The following is a 15,485-nucleotide window of genomic DNA, read 5'->3' as shown; positions in this document are numbered from 1 at the left end:
TGGCGGGCGCCACGGCGGCGCGCACCGGCGGGCCGGGAGGGTGGAACCGGGGGTCTGAAGGGCGTTTTTCGCTCAGCCATGCAAAAAATCGCATCAACCTGCTTCCAGGCAGGTGACAATGCGAATTCTTATTCCTATAAGCGGCATCGCGATGATGCGCAGGCGGCCTTCATGAGCTGCCGCGCAAGGTCCGAGTCTCGGGAGGAAGGTTCAGCCCAATCGCCCTTTGTGGCGCAAGACCAATCTGAAGGCTGACACAACATCCAGAAGCATTTTGAGCAAGGCTTCCGAGCCTTGCTTTTTTATTGGCTGCTTGGGCCAATGCCGAAGAAGTCTGTGGCGGCGACCGCAGCGGAAGCGCGAGTGCTGCCGCAGGAGGCGGACGCCGCAGCGCGGGGCCGCGTTGATGAGCCGACTACAGGCCCGCGAGCGGGAACGCCGCCACCGCCGCGACGAACACCACGTCCGAGACGAGGGTGGTCCAGAGCGCCTTGCGGCGCATCTGGGGGAGCGGCGGCGCGCCCGGATCCTGTCCCGGCACGAAGGGCTGCGTCCCATCGTCCCTGGCGCGGAACGGGAGGACCGCGAAGAGCAGCGTCCACCAGACCACGAAGTAGAGGGCTGCCGCCCCGAACCACGTGAGGCCGAACCCGCGCGTGGCCACGAGCAGGGCCGGCAGCATCGCGAGGACGCAGACCGCGAGCGTGCGCGGGATCGAGGCGGTGGCCGTGGCGATGAGGCGGTCCGGCACGGGTCTCAGGCCTGCTCCAGCTCGACCAGGGTGCCCAGGAAGTCCTTGGGATGCAGGAAGAGCACCGGCTTGCCGTGCGCGCCGATGCGCGGCTCGCCCGAGCCGAGGATGCGCGCGCCCTCGCCCTTGAGGTGGTCGCGGGCCGCCAGGATGTCGTCGACCTCGTAGCAGACGTGATGGATGCCTCCGCCCGGGTTGCGCTCCAGGAAGGCGGCGATCGGCGAGTCGGCGCCGAGCGGCTCCAGGAGTTCGATCTTGCTGTTGGGCAGCTCGACGAAGATCACCGTCACGCCGTGCTCGGGCTGGGGCAGCGGGGGCGAGAGGGTGGCGCCGAGCGTGTCGCGGTAGATCCGGGCCGCGGCCTCCAGATCCTTCACCGCGATGGCGACGTGATTCAACCGGCCGATCATGGGTCCCAGGCTCCTCGCTGTGATGCGCGCATCCGTTCTACACGATCGGCGCGCCGGGCCATCCGGCCGATGGTCTGATCCCGGCCGGCCCCTCCGGGCGAGGGGCCGGCGGCGGCCTCAGACTTCGACCACCAGCACGTGGCAGGCGGGCTTCTTGCCCCAGACCTCGTTGACGGCGGCGCGGATGGCGCGGTCGATGGCGTTCTCGACCGCCTCCGAGTCGCGCCGCTTCTGGCGCGAAAGGCCGTCGAAGGTGCGTTCGATCGCCTCCTCGACCACGTCGATGATGGCCTCGCCCTTGCGGCCGTAGGTCGGCAGGCCCATCAGGTCGATCGCGGGCTCGCCCTTCATCCCGCCCTGCTGGTCCACGGCGATCGCCACCGAGACGATGCCCGTGAAGGCGAGCTTGCGCCGCTCCGGGATCGCCCGGTCCTTCTCGCCGATCAGCACGAAGCCGTCCTTGTAGAGGCGCCCGTGCTGCACATGGTCCACGATCTCGGGAGTGCCGGGGGCGAGGCGGATCAGGGTGCCGTTGCGCGCCTTCACCACCTGCTCCACGCCCTGCTTGCGCGCGAAGGTGGCGTGCTCGGCCAAGTGCAGCGGCTCGCCGTGCACCGGCACCGCGATCCGCGGCTTGGTCCAGCGATACATCGCGGCGAGTTCGTCGCGGCGGGGATGGCCGGAGACGTGAACGAGTTCGGTGCGGTCGGTGATGACCTCGATGCCGGCCTCGATCAGGTCGTTGATGATCGCCCCGACCTCCCGCTCGTTGCCCGGGATCGCGCGCGAGGAGAAGATCACCCGGTCGCCCGGCGAGAGGGCGATCTCCGGGTGGTCGTTGCGGGAGATGCGGGCGAGCGCCGCGCGCGGCTCGCCCTGCGAGCCGGTGAGGAGCGCCACCACCTTGTCGCGCGGCAGGTAGCCGTAGGCCTGCGGCTCGCGGAAATCCGGCAGGCCGTCGAGGTAGCCGCATTCGCGCGCGACGTCGATCACCCGGTCCATGGCGCGGCCGACCGCCACCATCTCGCGCCCGCAGGCCTGCGCGGCATCCGCCACCGCGCGGATGCGGGCGACGTTCGACGCGAAGGTCGTCACCGCCACCCGGTGGGGCGCCGAGCGGATCAGTTCGGCGAGGTGCGCCGCCACGTCCGTCTCGCTCGGCGAACGGCCCTCGCGGGTGACGTTGGTCGAGTCGCAGATCAGCGCGAGCACGCCCTCCTCGCCGAGCCGCGCGAAGACCTCCTCGGAGGTGACGTTGCCGACGACCGGGCCGTCGTCGAGCTTCCAGTCGCCGGTGTGGAGCACGAGGCCGTGGGCGGTGCGGATGGCGAGCGCGTGCGATTCCGGGATCGAGTGGGCGACCGGCAGGTACTCGACCTCGAAGGGGCCGAAGCTCAGGCGCTCGTGCGCCCGCACCTCGCGCAGGTCGATCTTCGGTGCACCCGGCTCGGAGAGGCGCCGCGTCTCGATCAGGTTCTTGGTGAACTTGGTGGCGTAGACCGGCACTTTGAGCCGGGGCCACAGCTCGGCCAGCGCCCCGATATGGTCCTCGTGCCCGTGCGTGATCAGGATGCCGAGCAGGTTCTTGCGCTCGTTCTCGATGAAGGCCGGGTCCGGGTACATCAGGTCGACGCCCGGCATGTGCTCCTCGCTGGCGAAGCCCATGCCGCAATCGACCATGATCCATTTGCGGGCGCCCGGCGGGCCGAAGCCGTAGAGCGCCGCGTTCATTCCGATCTCGCCGACGCCGCCGAGCGGCAGGAAGACGAGCTCCTCTCCTTTCGTGGTCATGGACGCACAACACCTCATGGGCCGCCGTCGCGGCCCTTCTGGGGAAAACGGCCTGTTGCCGTCACGGTCACGGCGCCGTCAGGTCTGGTCGTGCGGCCGGCCCTCGGGGCCGCCGCCTGTCTCGTATGTCGCGCCGCCGTCGCCCGTCCGGGCGCCGCTCCGGCGCACCGGTCAGATCGCCCCCGCGGCCCGACCGACATGCACCGCGCCGGCCGACACGGTCCGGTGCGTGCCGTCGCCGAGGCGCAGCACGAGGCGCCCGCCGGCATCGATCGTCTCGAAGGTGCCGGTCAGGCGGGTGTCGCCCGCCTCCACCGTCACGGGGCCGCCGAGGCCCGCCGCCGCCGCGAGCCACGCCGCGCGGATCGCCGGAAAGCCCCGCCCCTCGTCCCATAGCCCCGCGGCGGCCATCCAGGTTCCGGTGAGGAGCCGGAACAGACCCGGTGCGTCCGCCGGGCGGCCCAGGGCGGCAAGCGCCGTCGCCGGGTAGGGCAGCCCCTCAGGAGCCGCCGCCACGTTGACGCCGAAGCCGATCACCACGGCCGCCCCGGCCGGCCCGGCCTCGTATTCGAGCAGGATCCCGGCGAGCTTGGCACCGCCCGCCAGCACGTCGTTCGGCCATTTGAGGCGGAACTCCGCCGCCGGATCCGGCGAGGGACCGCAGGCGCGGCGCAGCGCCTGCTCCAGGCTCACGCCCGCCACGAAGCCGAGGGTGGCGACGCGCTCTGGCGTCAGGCCGGCCGGCACGGGCCATGCGAGGCTGGCGGCGAGGTTCCCCGCCGGCGAGGTCCAGCTGCTGCCGCGCCGGCCCCGTCCGGCGGTCTGGCGGCGCGTCACGACCCAGAGGGGCGCGGGCAACCCGGCGCGGGCGCGCTCCATCGCCAGCGTGCTCGTGGAGCCGAGACTGTCGTGAACCTCCAGGCTGTACCCCGCGGCCTCGGCCGCGGGGTCGAGGGCATAGGCCATGCAGCGCGTCAGAACAGCGAGCGCGCGGCCGTACCGGCGATGGAGACCAGCGGCGCCGGGACGATGCCGAGCAGGATCACCACCACGCTCGACACCGCCAGCACGATGCGCAGGCCCGGCGCCAGCGGCTCGTAGGCGGGCTGCGCCTCGTCGAAGTACATCACCTTGACGATGCGCAGGTAGTAGTAGGAGCCGATCACGCTCGTCACCACGCCGATCACCGCGAGCGCGACGAGGCCGGCCTGGATCGCCGCCGCGAAGACGTAGAACTTCGCGAAGAACCCGGCGAGCGGCGGGATGCCGGCGAGCGAGAACATCATCGCGGCAAGGCAGAAGGCCAGCCACGGATGGGTGCGCGAGAGCCCCGACAGGTCGTCGATGGTGTCGAACATCCGGTTGCCGCGGCGCAGCCCGAGGATGACCGCGAAGGCGCCGAGCGTCATGGCGAGGTAGACCGCCATGTAGACGACGACCCCGCGCACGCCCTCCTGGGTGCCGGCCGCGAGCCCGATCAACGCGTAGCCGACATTCGCGATCGACGAATAGGCCATCAGGCGCTTGATGTTGCGCTGGCCGATCGCCGCGAAGGAGCCGAGCGCCATCGAGGCGATGGCGACGAAGACGATGATCTGGCGCCACTCGTCGATCACGCCCGGGAAGGCGCCCACGAACACCCGCACCGCCATGGCCATCGCGGCCATCTTGGGGGCCGAGGCGAAGAAGGCGGTGACCGGGGTCGGCGCGCCCTCGTAGACGTCCGGCGTCCACATGTGGAACGGCACCGCGGCGAGCTTGAAGGCGACGCCCGCGGCCACGAAGACGATGCCGAGCACCACGCCGAGGCCGACCTGGGTCTCGCGCAGGGCCGTGACGATGCCCGGGAAGGAGACGTGCCCGGTGAAGCCGTAGACCAGCGAGGCGCCGTAGAGCAGCATGCCGGACGACAGCGCGCCGAGCACGAAGTACTTCAGGCCGGCCTCCGTCGAGCGCACGTCGTCGCGGTGGAACGAGGCGATGACGTAGGCCGCGAGCGATTGCAGTTCGAGGCCGAGATAGAGGCCGATCAGGTCGTTGGCCGAGACCATGATCAGCATCCCGATCGACGAGAGCACGATCAGGATCGGGTACTCGAACCGGGCGATGCGCTCGCGCTCGAACAGGTCGCGGGCGAGCAGCAAGGCGGCGATGGAGCCGAGCAGCACCAGCGCCTTCATCACCCGGGCGAAGCCGTCGACGATGAAGGAGCCGTTGAGGGTCGTGATCTTGGCGCTGAGCGGCTGGCTCGCCACCGCGAACAGGGCGACGATCAGCACGATCAGCGCTCCCACGGTGACGCCCTCGGCGGAGCGCTCGCCCTTGAAGGCGCCGTAGAGGATCAGCACCAGCACGCCGACCGTGAGGATCAGTTCCGGCAGGGCTGGCCCGAGGGCGGGCATGACGATCTGGGCGGCGTTCATCGCGGGATCTCTAGTGCGCGACCGGCAGGGCCGCAGCGGCGGTCTGGGTCGTGGAGAGGGCGGCGCGAACCCCCTGCATCAACGCCTCCGTGGAGGGGGCGAAGACGTCGAGGATCGGGCTCGGGTGGATGCCGTAGTAGATCGTCAGCACCACGAGCGGGGCGAGGATGGCGATTTCCCGGCGGTCGAGATCGGTGATCCCCTGCAGCTCCGGCTTGTCGAGCTTGCCGTAGATCACCCGGGCGAACAGCCACAGGGCGTAGGCCGCCGACAGGATGATGCCGAACACCGAGAAGAACGACACCATCGGGTTGGCCTTGAAGGCCCCGAGCATGGCCAGGAACTCGCCGACGAAGCCCGACGTGCCGGGCAGGCCGACATTCGCCATGGTGAACACCATCATGGCCACCGCGTAGAGCGGCATCCGGTTCACGAGGCCGCCATAGGCCGCGATCTCGCGGGTGTGCATCCGGTCGTAGACGACGCCGACGCAGAGGAACAGCGCCCCCGACACGATGCCGTGCGAGATCATCAGGAACAGCGCGCCCTGGATGCCCTGCTCGGTCATGGTGAAGAGGCCCAGCGTCACGAAGCCCATATGGGCGACCGACGAGTAGGCAATCAGCTTCTTGATGTCGGTCTGCACCAGCGCGACGAGCGAGGTGTAGATGATCGCCACCACCGACAGCGCGTAGACGAGCGGCGCGAAGTCGTGCGATGCGTCCGGCAGCATCGGCAGCGAGATCCGGATGAAGCCGTAGCCGCCCATCTTCAGCAGGATGCCGGCCAGGATCACCGAGCCCGCGGTCGGCGCCTCGACGTGGGCGTCGGGGAGCCAGGTGTGGACCGGCCACATCGGCATCTTCACCGCGAAGGAGGCGAAGAAGGCCAGCCACAGCCAAGTCTGCATGTGCGCCGGAAAGCGCTTGGTGAGCAGCGTCGGGATGTCGGTGGTGCCGGCGTACCAGTACATCGCCATGATGGCGAGCAGCATCAGCACCGAGCCGAGCAGTGTGTAGAGGAAGAACTTGAACGAGGCGTAGATCCGCCGCTTGCCGCCCCAGATGCCGATGATCAGGAACATCGGGATCAGGCCGGCCTCGAAGAACAGGTAGAACAGCACGAGGTCGAGCGCGCAGAACACGCCGATCATCGTGGTCTCGAGGACCAGGAAGGCGACGAAGTATTCCTTCACCCGGTGCTCGATCGAGTGCCAGGAGGCCGCGATGCAGAACGGCATCAGGAAGGTGGTGAGCAGCAGGAGCGGCATCGAGAAGCCGTCCACGCCGAGCTTGAACCGGATCGTCTCGGTGAGCCACGCGTGGCTCTCCAGGAGCTGGAAGGCCGCGGTCGAGGAATCGTAGCGGCCCCAGGCCACGAGCGAGAGCAGGAAGGTCGCGACCGTCGCGGCGAGCGCCGCCCAGCGGGCGTTGCGCCGGACGGATTCCTCGTCGCCCTGCAGGGTGAGGATGAAGGCGGCGCCGACGAGCGGCAGGATGAGAAGGCCGGAGAGGATTCCGAGGCCGAACATCAGACGCGTCTCCGGTCAGTCGCTGCGGGGAGGAACGGCATCAGTGGCCGCCTCCGACGCCGGTCAGCAGGTACCAGCTCACGAGGGCCGCGACGCCGATCAGCATCACGAAGGCGTAGTGGTAGACGTAGCCGGTCTGGAGCCGGACGACGCCGCGGGTGACGTCGACAACCCGGGCGGCGATCCCGTTCGGCCCCATGCCGTCGATCACCCGCCCGTCGCCCACGGTCCAGAGGAACTTGCCGAAGCCCTTGGCCGGACGCACGAAGATGGCGTCGTAGATCTCGTCGAAGTACCACTTGTTGAGCAGGAAGCGGTAGAGCAGCGGCTGGCTCCCGGCGAGCTGGTTCGGCAGTTCCGGCCGGCGGATATACATCCAGTAGGCGAGCAGGAAGCCGAGCACGAGCATCACGAAGGGCGACAGCGCGACCCAGCCGGGCACGTTGTGGATGTCGTGCATGATGTGGTTGTCGGGGCCGTGCGCCAGCGCGCCCTTCCAGAACCCGTCCATGCCCTCGCCGATGAAGCGGTCCTTGAACACGAGGCCGGCGAACAGCGCGCCGAGCGCCAGCACGGCGAGCGGGATGGTCATCACCCGCGGGCTCTCGTGCGGCGTGTGGGCGTGGTGGTCGTCGTGGTGGGCGTGCGCCGCGTGATGCGCGGGCTCGACGTCGTGGCCCTTGTTGTCGTGCGCGACGCCCTCGTGGTGACCCCGCGCGCCGTCGGCCTCGGCGGCCATCGGATGGGCCGCGTGGACCGCGCCATGGTGGGCGGCGTCATGGTGCGCCGTCTCATGGCCGTGGTGGCCGCCCCAGCGGGCCGGCCCCTCGAAGGTGAGGAAGAACAGGCGCCAGGAGTAGAACGAGGTGAAGAAGGCCGCGATGACGGTGGCCAGGAAGGCCAGCACGTGGCCCGGCCGCGTCGACATGTAGGCCGCCTCGATGATCGCGTCCTTCGAGTAGTAGCCGGCCGTGAACGGGAAGCCGATCAGCGCCAGCGTCCCGATGGTCATCATCAGGCTGGTGAAGGGGATGTGACGGCGCAAGCCCCCCATGTTCCGCATGTCCTGCTCGTGGTGCATCGCGTGGATGACCGAGCCGGCCCCGAGGAACAGCAGCGCCTTGAAGAAGGCGTGGGTGAAGAGGTGGAAGACGCCCGCCGCGTAGGCGCCGACGCCGAGCGCCACGAACATGTAGCCGAGCTGCGAGCAGGTCGAGTAGGCGATGACGCGCTTGATGTCGTTCTGCACGAGACCGATGGTGGCGGCGAAGAACGCCGTGATGCCGCCGATCACCGTGACGACGGTGAGCGCCGCGGGAGCCGCCTCGAACAGCGGCGAGAGCCGCGCCACCATGAACACGCCCGCCGTCACCATGGTGGCCGCGTGGATCAGGGCCGAGACCGGGGTGGGTCCTTCCATGGCGTCGGGGAGCCAGGTGTGCAGGAGGAACTGCGCCGACTTGCCCATTGCGCCCATGAACAGCAGCAGGCAGGCCAGCGTCAGCGCGTGCCAGTCGGTGCCGAGGAAGTGGAACTGCGCGTCCTTCAGCTCGGCGACCCGCGGGAAGATGCCGTCGAAGGCCACCGAGCCGAACAGCACGAAGACCAGGAAGATGCCGAGCGAGAAGCCGAAATCGCCGACGCGGTTGACGATGAAGGCCTTCATGGCCGCGGCGTTGGCGGAGGGCTTCTCGTACCAGAAGCCGATCAGCAGGTAGGAGGCGAGGCCGACGCCCTCCCAGCCGAAGAACATCTGCACGAGGTTGTCGGCCGTCACCAGCATCAGCATGGCGAAGGTGAACAGCGACAGGTAGGCGAAGAAGCGCGGCCGGTGCGGGTCCTCCTCCATGTAGCCCATGGAGTAGAGGTGCACGAGGGACGACACGGTGGTGACGACGACGAGCATCACCACGGTGAGGGTGTCGGCCCGGAAGGCCCAGTCCACCACGAGGTCGCCGGCCGAGAACCAGTGCGCGACCTGTACGCGCGTCGCCCCGTGGCCCGCCCCGCCGGTGACCTCGAAGAAGGCGACCCAGGACAGCAGGGCGGCGAAGAACAGGATCGAGGTGGTGATCACCTCGCTCGCCTTCGCGCCGATGCGGCGGCCGAAGAGGCCCGCGATGAGCGAGCCGATGAGGGGCAGGAAGACGATCGCGTGGTACATGCTCGGGGTCCGGCCTCGGCGCGGCGGGTGGCGCGGGAAAGTCTCTCGGCGAAGGGCGCCCTCAGCCCTTCATCATGCTGACGTCCTCGACCGCGATGGAGCCGCGGTTGCGGAAGAACACCACCAGGATCGCGAGGCCGATCGCGGCTTCCGCCGCCGCCACCGTCAGCACGAACAAGGCGAAGACCTGCCCGACGATGTCGCCGAGATGGGTGGAGAACGCCACGAGGTTGATGTTCACGGCGAGCAGGATCAGCTCGACGCACATCAGGATCACGATGACGTTCTTGCGGTTGATGAAGATGCCGAGCACGCCGAGCGTGAACAGGATCGCGGCGACCGTCAGGTAGTGGCTCAAACCGATCATCTGCCTCTCGGCCGCGTCGCGGCCGCCTCACTCAGCGTGCATGCATCCCGGCGCGGGCCATCCCTCTCCCGGGGCAGGAGAGGGAGAGCCCGCCTCACATTCCTTCGCGTCCGCCTACACCTCGACGCCCTGGCGATTGGGCACCTTGCGCAGCTCGACCGCCATGTCCTGGGTGCGGGCGTTCTGCACCGCGATGTCCTGGCGCTTGACGCCCGGCCGGTCGCGCAGCGTCAGCACGATCGCGCCGATCATCGCGACGAGCAGGATCAGCCCGGCGACCTGGAAGAAGAAGAAGTAGTTCGTGTAGAGGACGAGCCCGAGCGCCCGCGTGTTCGTCATCTGCTCACCGCTCGGGGCCGTCGCCAGCGGCGCCTGCACGAGGCCGGGGTCGATCGCCCAGGAGCCGACCACGAGCAGCAGCTCGACCAGGAACACGGCGCCGATCAGGCCGCCCACCGGCAGGTATTCCTGGAACCCCTGGCGCAGCTCGGCGAAGTCGACGTCGAGCATCATCACCACGAACAGGAACAGCACCGCGACGGCGCCGACATAGACCACCACGAGGATCATCGCCAGGAACTCGGCGCCCATCAGCACGAACAGGCCGGCGGCGTTCACGAAGGCGAGGATCAGGAACAGCACCGAGCTGACGGGGTTGCGCGAGGCGATCACCATGAAGCCCGAGGCCACCGTGATCGCGGCGAAGAGGTAGAAGAAGGCGGCGGCTGCGGTCATGCGCTGAACTCACGCCGCCTCTCGGCGGCCTCCTGCCTGGTGCCGACATCCGGCCCCGGGTTCCCGGCGGCCCGTCTATAGAACCCGCCCCTGCGGTGCACAACGGGGTGCCGCTGCGCGGCCCGCGAATAGGGAGGAGCGAATCGCGCATGGAGGGGTTCAGGACGTCCTCGACGGCCCGGCTCCTGGAACGTCCCCTGCTCGCGATCCGCTGCCCCCTAGCGGTACGGCGCGTCCGCCGCGATGTTGCGGGCGATCTCGCGCTCCCACCGATCGCCGTTCGCGAGCAGCTTCTGCTTGTCGTAGAGCAGCTCCTCGCGGGTCTCGACCGAGAACTCGAAGTTCGGTCCCTCGACGATGGCGTCCACCGGGCAGGCCTCCTGGCACATGCCGCAATAGATGCACTTCACCATGTCGATGTCGTAGCGGGTGGTGCGGCGCGTGCCGTCGTTGCGGCGCGGGCCGGCCTCGATGGTGATGGCCTGGGCCGGGCAGATCGCCTCGCAGAGCTTGCAGGCGATGCAGCGCTCCTCCCCGTTGGGATAGCGGCGCAGCGCGTGCTCGCCGCGGAAGCGCGGCGAGCGGTGGCCCATCTCGAAGGGGTAGTTGATCGTCGCCTTGGGCTTGAACAGGTAGCGCATGGCGAGGGTGAACCCCGTCACGAACTCCTTGAGCAGCAGGCTGCGGGCGACCTGATCGAGCCTCATCGCTCAATCTCCGGTTGGTGTGTCAGGAGACCGGCGCGAGGCCGGTCAATTTCAGGACGAGGGCGACGACGAAGACCATGACGAGGGACAGGGGCAGGAAGACCTTCCATCCCAGACGCATGAGCTGGTCGTAGCGGTAGCGCGGCACCATCGCCTTGACCATGGCGATGAGGAAGAACAGGAAGCTCGCCTTGAGGGTGAACCAGATCACGCCCGGCACCCAGGTGAAGGGCGCGAACGGGATCGGCGAGAGCCAGCCGCCCATGAACAGGATCGTGCCGAGCGCGCACATGGTGATGATCGCCACGTACTCGCCGAGCATGAACAGCAGGTAGGGGGTCGACGAATACTCGACCATGTAGCCCGCCACGAGCTCGGATTCGGCCTCCGGCAGGTCGAAGGGCGGGCGGTTCGTCTCGGCGAGCGCCGAGACGAAGAACACCGCGAACATCGGGAAGAGCCAGAGCCAGTACCAGCCGAAGATCCCGAGCGCGGTGTCCTGCGCGCGGACGATCTGCGACAGGTTCAGGGAGCCCGCGCACATCAGCACGGTGATGATCACGAAGCCGAGCGAGACCTCGTAGGAAACCATCTGCGCGGCTGAGCGGAGCGCGCCCAGGAAGGCGTATTTCGAATTCGACGCCCAACCGCCCATGATCACGCCGTACACGCCGAGCGACGAGATCGCGAAGATGTAGGTGATGCCGACATTGATGTCGGCGATGGCCCAGCCGTCCGCCAGCGGGATCACCGCCCAGGCCGAGAGCGCCAGCACCGCGAACACGAAGGGCGCGAGCAGGAAGAAGGTCTTGTTGGCTCCCGCCGGGATCACCGGCTCCTTGATGACGAACTTCAAGAGGTCGGCGAAGGACTGGAACAGGCCCCACGGCCCGACGACGTTCGGGCCGCGCCGCAGCTGCACCGCCGCCCAGATCTTGCGGTCGGCGAGCAGCGCGTAGGCGATGAAGACGAGGAGCGCGACCAGCAGCACCACGCTCTTCAGCGCGATGAGGCCGACCGTCAGCAGGATGTCGGTGAGGCTCATGGGCTGGTCCTACTCCGCGGCCTGCAGCACGCGCTCGCGGGCGAGCTGCGAGCATTCCGCCAGCACGCGCGAGGCGCGGGCGATCGGGTTGGTGAGGTAGAAGTCGACCACCGGGCTGCGGAAGGGCTCGCGCGAGGGCTCGCCGCCCAGCCCCGCGAGCGCCGCCACGGCCGCGCCGGCCTCCGTCGCCGCCACCTGATCGATGCCGGCGACATGCGGATGATCGGCGTACAGCGCGCGCCGTAGCTGCGCCAGCGAATCGAAGGGCAGGCGCTGGCCCAGCGGCTCGGAGAGCGCGCGCAGGATCGCCCAGTCCTCGCGGGCGTCGCCCGGCGGGAAGCCCGCACGGTTGGCGAGCTGCACCCGCCCCTCCGTGTTCACGTAGGTGGCGGATTTTTCCGTGTAGGCGGCGCCCGGCAGGATCACGTCCGCCCGGTGCGCGCCCTTGTCGCCGTGGGTGCCCTGGTAGATCACGAACGCGCCGGGTGCGACCTCCACCTCGTCGGCGCCGAGGTTGTAGAGCACGTCGAGCGCGCCCGGCGCGACCATCGCCGCGACGTCGAGGCCGCCCTCCCCCGGCACGAAGCCGAGGTCGAGGGCGCCGACCCGCGAGGCCGCCGCGTGCAGCACGGCAAAGCCGGTCCAGCCGTCCTTCACCGCGCCGAGATCCTGCGCGTAGCGCGCCGCCGCCGCCAGGATCGCGGGACCGTCCGGCCGCGCCAGCGCGCCGGGGCCGACGATGACGAGCGGGTGCGAGGCGCCTTTCAGCACCTCGGCGAAGCTGTGCCGGCCCGCGGCGAGGTCCGCCAGGGTCTCGGGGCCGGCGCCCAGATAGGTGTGCGGGTAGGTGAGGTCGGCGGCCTCGCCGATCAGCCCGACCGGGAGCGGCGCCATCCGCCAGCGCTTGCGGATCCGCACGTTGAGGAGCGAGGCCTCGGTGCGCGGATTGGCGCCGACGAGAAGGATCGCGTCCGCCTGCTCGATGCCGGCGATGGTGGGGTTGAAGGTGTAGGCGGCCCGGCCCCAGGCCGGGTCGATCCGGGCGCCGTCCTGGCGGCCATCGAGGTTCTGCACGCCGAGCGCCGTCATCAGGCGCTTCAACGCGTAGATCTCCTCCACGCCCGCGAGGTCGCCGACGATGGCGCCGACGCGCTTCGGGTCGGCGCCCTTCAGCTTGGCCACGATCATCCCGAAGGCTTCCGCCCAGGAGGCCGGCCGCAGGCGGCCGTTCTCGCGCAGGTACGGCCGGTCGAGGCGCTGGAGCCGCAACCCGTCCACCACGTGGCGGGTCTTGTCGGAGATCCACTCCTCGTTGATGGCCTCGTTCACCCGGGGCTCGATCTGCATCACCTCGCGGCCGCGGGTGTCGACCCGGATGGCGCAGCCGACCGCATCCATCACGTCGACGGATTCGGTCTTCGACAGCTCCCAGGGCCGCACGTTGTAGGATTGCGGCTTGTGCACGAGGGCGCCCACCGGACAGAGGTCCGCGACGTTGCCCTGCAGTTCGGATTCCATCGCCTGTTCGAGGTAGGAGGTGATCTCCATGTCCTCGCCGCGGCCGATGGCCCCGAGATCCGGCACGCCCGCCACCTCGGCGAGGAAGCGCACGCAGCGGGTGCAGTGGATGCACCGGTTCATCGCCGTGCGCACCAGCGGGCCGATGTACTTGTCCTCGACCGCGCGCTTGTTCTCGCCGTAGCGGGTCGAATCGACTCCGTAGGCCATCGCCTGGTCCTGCAGGTCGCAATGGCCGCCCTGGTCGCAGATCGGGCAATCGAGCGGGTGGTTGATGAGGAGGAACTCCATCACCCCCTCGCGCGCCTTCTTGGTCAGCGCGGACTTGGTCGAGACCTGCGGCGGCTCGCCGTTCGGGCCGGGCCGGCAGTCGCGCACGCCCCAGGCGCAGGAGGCCACGGGCTTGGGCGCGCCCTTGAGCTCCACGAGGCACATGCGGCAATTGCCGGCGATCGACAGCCGCTCGTGGAAGCAGAAGCGCGGGATCTCCGCGCCCGCTGCCTCACAGGCCTGCAGCAGCGTGTAGTCCGGCGGGACATCGACCTCGGTGCCGTCGACGACGATCTTGGTCATGTGACTCTTCTCAGTGGGGCGCTTCGACGAGATCCAGGCGGCGCTCGATGCGTTCGAGGCGCCCCTCGATGCGATCGATGCGCCGGTTCACGCCGGCGATGGACAATTCGACCTTGGCGACGCGCTCCTCGAGGTCGGTCATACGCGACTTCAGTTCGCGCATCTCTTCGGAGAGCCGGTCGACCTTCTCGTCAATCCGACGCAGGAACACGAGGATGAGATTGTCCGGCTGATCGGCCATCGTCCCTACTCCGCCGCCATCGGCACGGGGTCGCTGTGCGGGTTGGCGCTGTAGCGGTCGATGCGCTTCTCGATCTCGGGACGGAAGTGGCGGATGAGGCCCTGGATCGGCCACGCGGCGGCGTCGCCGAGCGCGCAGATTGTGTGCCCCTCGATCTGCTTCGTCACGTCGAGCAGCATGTCGATCTCGCGCTTCTGCGCGCGCCCTTCCGCCATGCGCAGCATCACGCGCCACATCCAGCCCGTGCCCTCCCGGCAGGGCGTGCACTGGCCGCAGGACTCGTGCTTGTAGAAGTACGAGATGCGGGCGATGGCCGCGACGATGTCGGTGGACTTGTCGAGCACCATCACGGCCGCGGTGCCCAGGCCCGATTGCAGCCCGCGCAGGGTGTCGAAGTCCATCGGCGCGTCGATGATCTGCTCGGCGGGCACCAGCGGCACCGAGGAGCCGCCCGGGATGACGCAGAGCAGGTTGTCCCAGCCGCCGCGGATGCCGCCGCAATGGCGGTCGATCAGTTCGCGGAACGGGATGCCGAGCGCCTCCTCGACGTTGCAGGGCCGGTTCACGTGGCCGGAGACGCAGAACAGCTTGGTGCCGGTGTTGTTCGGGCGGCCGATGCCGGCGAACCACGCCGCGCCCCGGCGCAGGATGGTGCCCGCCACCGCGATCGACTCGACGTTGTTCACCGTCGTCGGGCAGCCGTAGAGGCCCATATTGGCCGGGAAGGGCGGCTTCAGCCGCGGCATCCCCTTCTTGCCCTCCAGGCTCTCCAGCAGCGCGGTCTCCTCGCCGCAGATGTAGGCGCCCGCGCCGTGATGGACGTAGAGGTCGAAGGGATAGCCGTGGACGTTGTCCTGGCCGATCAGGCGCGCGTCGTAGGCCTCGTCCACGGCGCGCTGGAGCGCGTGCTTCTCGGCCACGTACTCGCCGCGGATGTAGATGTAGGCGGCATGCGCGCCCATCGCGAAGGAGGCGAGCAGGCAGCCCTCGATCAGGAGATGCGGGTCGTGCCGCATAATCTCCCGGTCCTTGCAGGTGCCGGGCTCGGACTCGTCGGCGTTGACCACGAGGTAGTGCGGCCGCCCATCCGACTTCTTGGGCATGAACGACCATTTGAGGCCGGTGGAGAAGCCGGCCCCGCCGCGGCCGCGCAGGCCGGACTTCTTCATCTCCTCGATGATCCAGTCGCGGCCCTGCTCCAGCAGGAACTTGGTGCCGTCCCAGGCGCC

General features: G+C 69.2%; 14 protein-coding genes. All 14 read right to left on the bottom strand.

What is annotated here, in order from left to right; all coding sequences use genetic code 11:
- Window positions 1–415: 415 nt before the first annotated feature.
- Window positions 416–682, bottom strand: a complete 267-nt coding sequence (locus MFF61_RS24610) for a DUF1467 family protein (protein ID WP_373324794.1) — start codon at window positions 680–682, stop codon at window positions 416–418.
- Window positions 683–756: 74 nt separating this feature from the next.
- Complete coding sequence (gene mce / locus MFF61_RS24605) at window positions 757–1,161, bottom strand: methylmalonyl-CoA epimerase (protein WP_238240226.1); 405 nt, start codon at window positions 1,159–1,161, stop codon at window positions 757–759.
- A gap of 117 nt (window positions 1,162–1,278) precedes the next feature.
- Entirely contained in the window at window positions 1,279–2,952 is a 1,674-nt protein-coding gene (locus tag MFF61_RS24600) for a ribonuclease J (RefSeq protein WP_238240225.1), read from the bottom strand.
- Window positions 2,953–3,123: 171 nt separating this feature from the next.
- Window positions 3,124–3,918, bottom strand: coding sequence for a biotin--[acetyl-CoA-carboxylase] ligase (locus tag MFF61_RS24595; RefSeq protein WP_238240224.1), 795 nt, complete (start codon window positions 3,916–3,918; stop codon window positions 3,124–3,126).
- A gap of 8 nt (window positions 3,919–3,926) precedes the next feature.
- Window positions 3,927–5,375 carry an NADH-quinone oxidoreductase subunit NuoN gene (gene nuoN / locus MFF61_RS24590; RefSeq protein ID WP_238240223.1) on the bottom strand — a complete coding sequence of 483 codons (1,449 nt, stop codon included), beginning with the start codon at window positions 5,373–5,375 and terminating at the stop codon, window positions 3,927–3,929.
- 10 nt (window positions 5,376–5,385) lie between these two features.
- A complete protein-coding gene (locus MFF61_RS24585; protein WP_238240222.1) occupies window positions 5,386–6,906 on the bottom strand; it encodes an NADH-quinone oxidoreductase subunit M in 1,521 nt (506 codons plus the stop codon).
- A 40-nt stretch (window positions 6,907–6,946) separates the two neighbouring features.
- Entirely contained in the window at window positions 6,947–9,070 is a 2,124-nt protein-coding gene (nuoL, locus tag MFF61_RS24580; protein ID WP_238240220.1) for an NADH-quinone oxidoreductase subunit L, read from the bottom strand.
- Window positions 9,071–9,131: 61 nt separating this feature from the next.
- Window positions 9,132–9,437, bottom strand: a complete 306-nt coding sequence (gene nuoK, locus MFF61_RS24575; protein ID WP_238240218.1) for an NADH-quinone oxidoreductase subunit NuoK — start codon at window positions 9,435–9,437, stop codon at window positions 9,132–9,134.
- Between the two features lie 114 nt (window positions 9,438–9,551).
- Window positions 9,552–10,172: an NADH-quinone oxidoreductase subunit J gene (locus MFF61_RS24570; RefSeq protein ID WP_238240217.1), complete on the bottom strand. Its 621-nt coding sequence runs from the start codon at window positions 10,170–10,172 to the stop codon at window positions 9,552–9,554.
- A gap of 218 nt (window positions 10,173–10,390) precedes the next feature.
- Window positions 10,391–10,879 (bottom strand): NADH-quinone oxidoreductase subunit NuoI, encoded by a 489-nt coding sequence (gene nuoI / locus MFF61_RS24565; RefSeq protein ID WP_238240216.1) that lies wholly within the window; start codon window positions 10,877–10,879, stop codon window positions 10,391–10,393.
- Between the two features lie 22 nt (window positions 10,880–10,901).
- Window positions 10,902–11,924 carry an NADH-quinone oxidoreductase subunit NuoH gene (nuoH, locus tag MFF61_RS24560; protein ID WP_238240215.1) on the bottom strand — a complete coding sequence of 341 codons (1,023 nt, stop codon included), beginning with the start codon at window positions 11,922–11,924 and terminating at the stop codon, window positions 10,902–10,904.
- Between the two features lie 9 nt (window positions 11,925–11,933).
- The gene (nuoG, locus tag MFF61_RS24555; protein WP_238240214.1) at window positions 11,934–14,015 is read right to left on the bottom strand and encodes an NADH-quinone oxidoreductase subunit NuoG; all 2,082 of its coding nucleotides are present in this window, start codon (window positions 14,013–14,015) and stop codon (window positions 11,934–11,936) included.
- Window positions 14,016–14,025: 10 nt separating this feature from the next.
- Window positions 14,026–14,256, bottom strand: a complete 231-nt coding sequence (locus MFF61_RS24550) for a tropomyosin (protein ID WP_238240213.1) — start codon at window positions 14,254–14,256, stop codon at window positions 14,026–14,028.
- Between the two features lie 5 nt (window positions 14,257–14,261).
- A partial coding sequence (nuoF, locus tag MFF61_RS24545) for an NADH-quinone oxidoreductase subunit NuoF (protein ID WP_238240210.1) occupies window positions 14,262–15,485 on the bottom strand: 1,224 nt, incomplete at its 5' end.

It is taken from the genome of Methylobacterium isbiliense (assembly GCF_022179325.1).
GTDB lineage: Bacteria > Pseudomonadota > Alphaproteobacteria > Rhizobiales > Beijerinckiaceae > Methylobacterium > Methylobacterium isbiliense.
The sequence above is the reverse complement of the archived record's forward strand: the minus strand, read 5'-3'. Positions and strand labels throughout refer to the sequence as shown.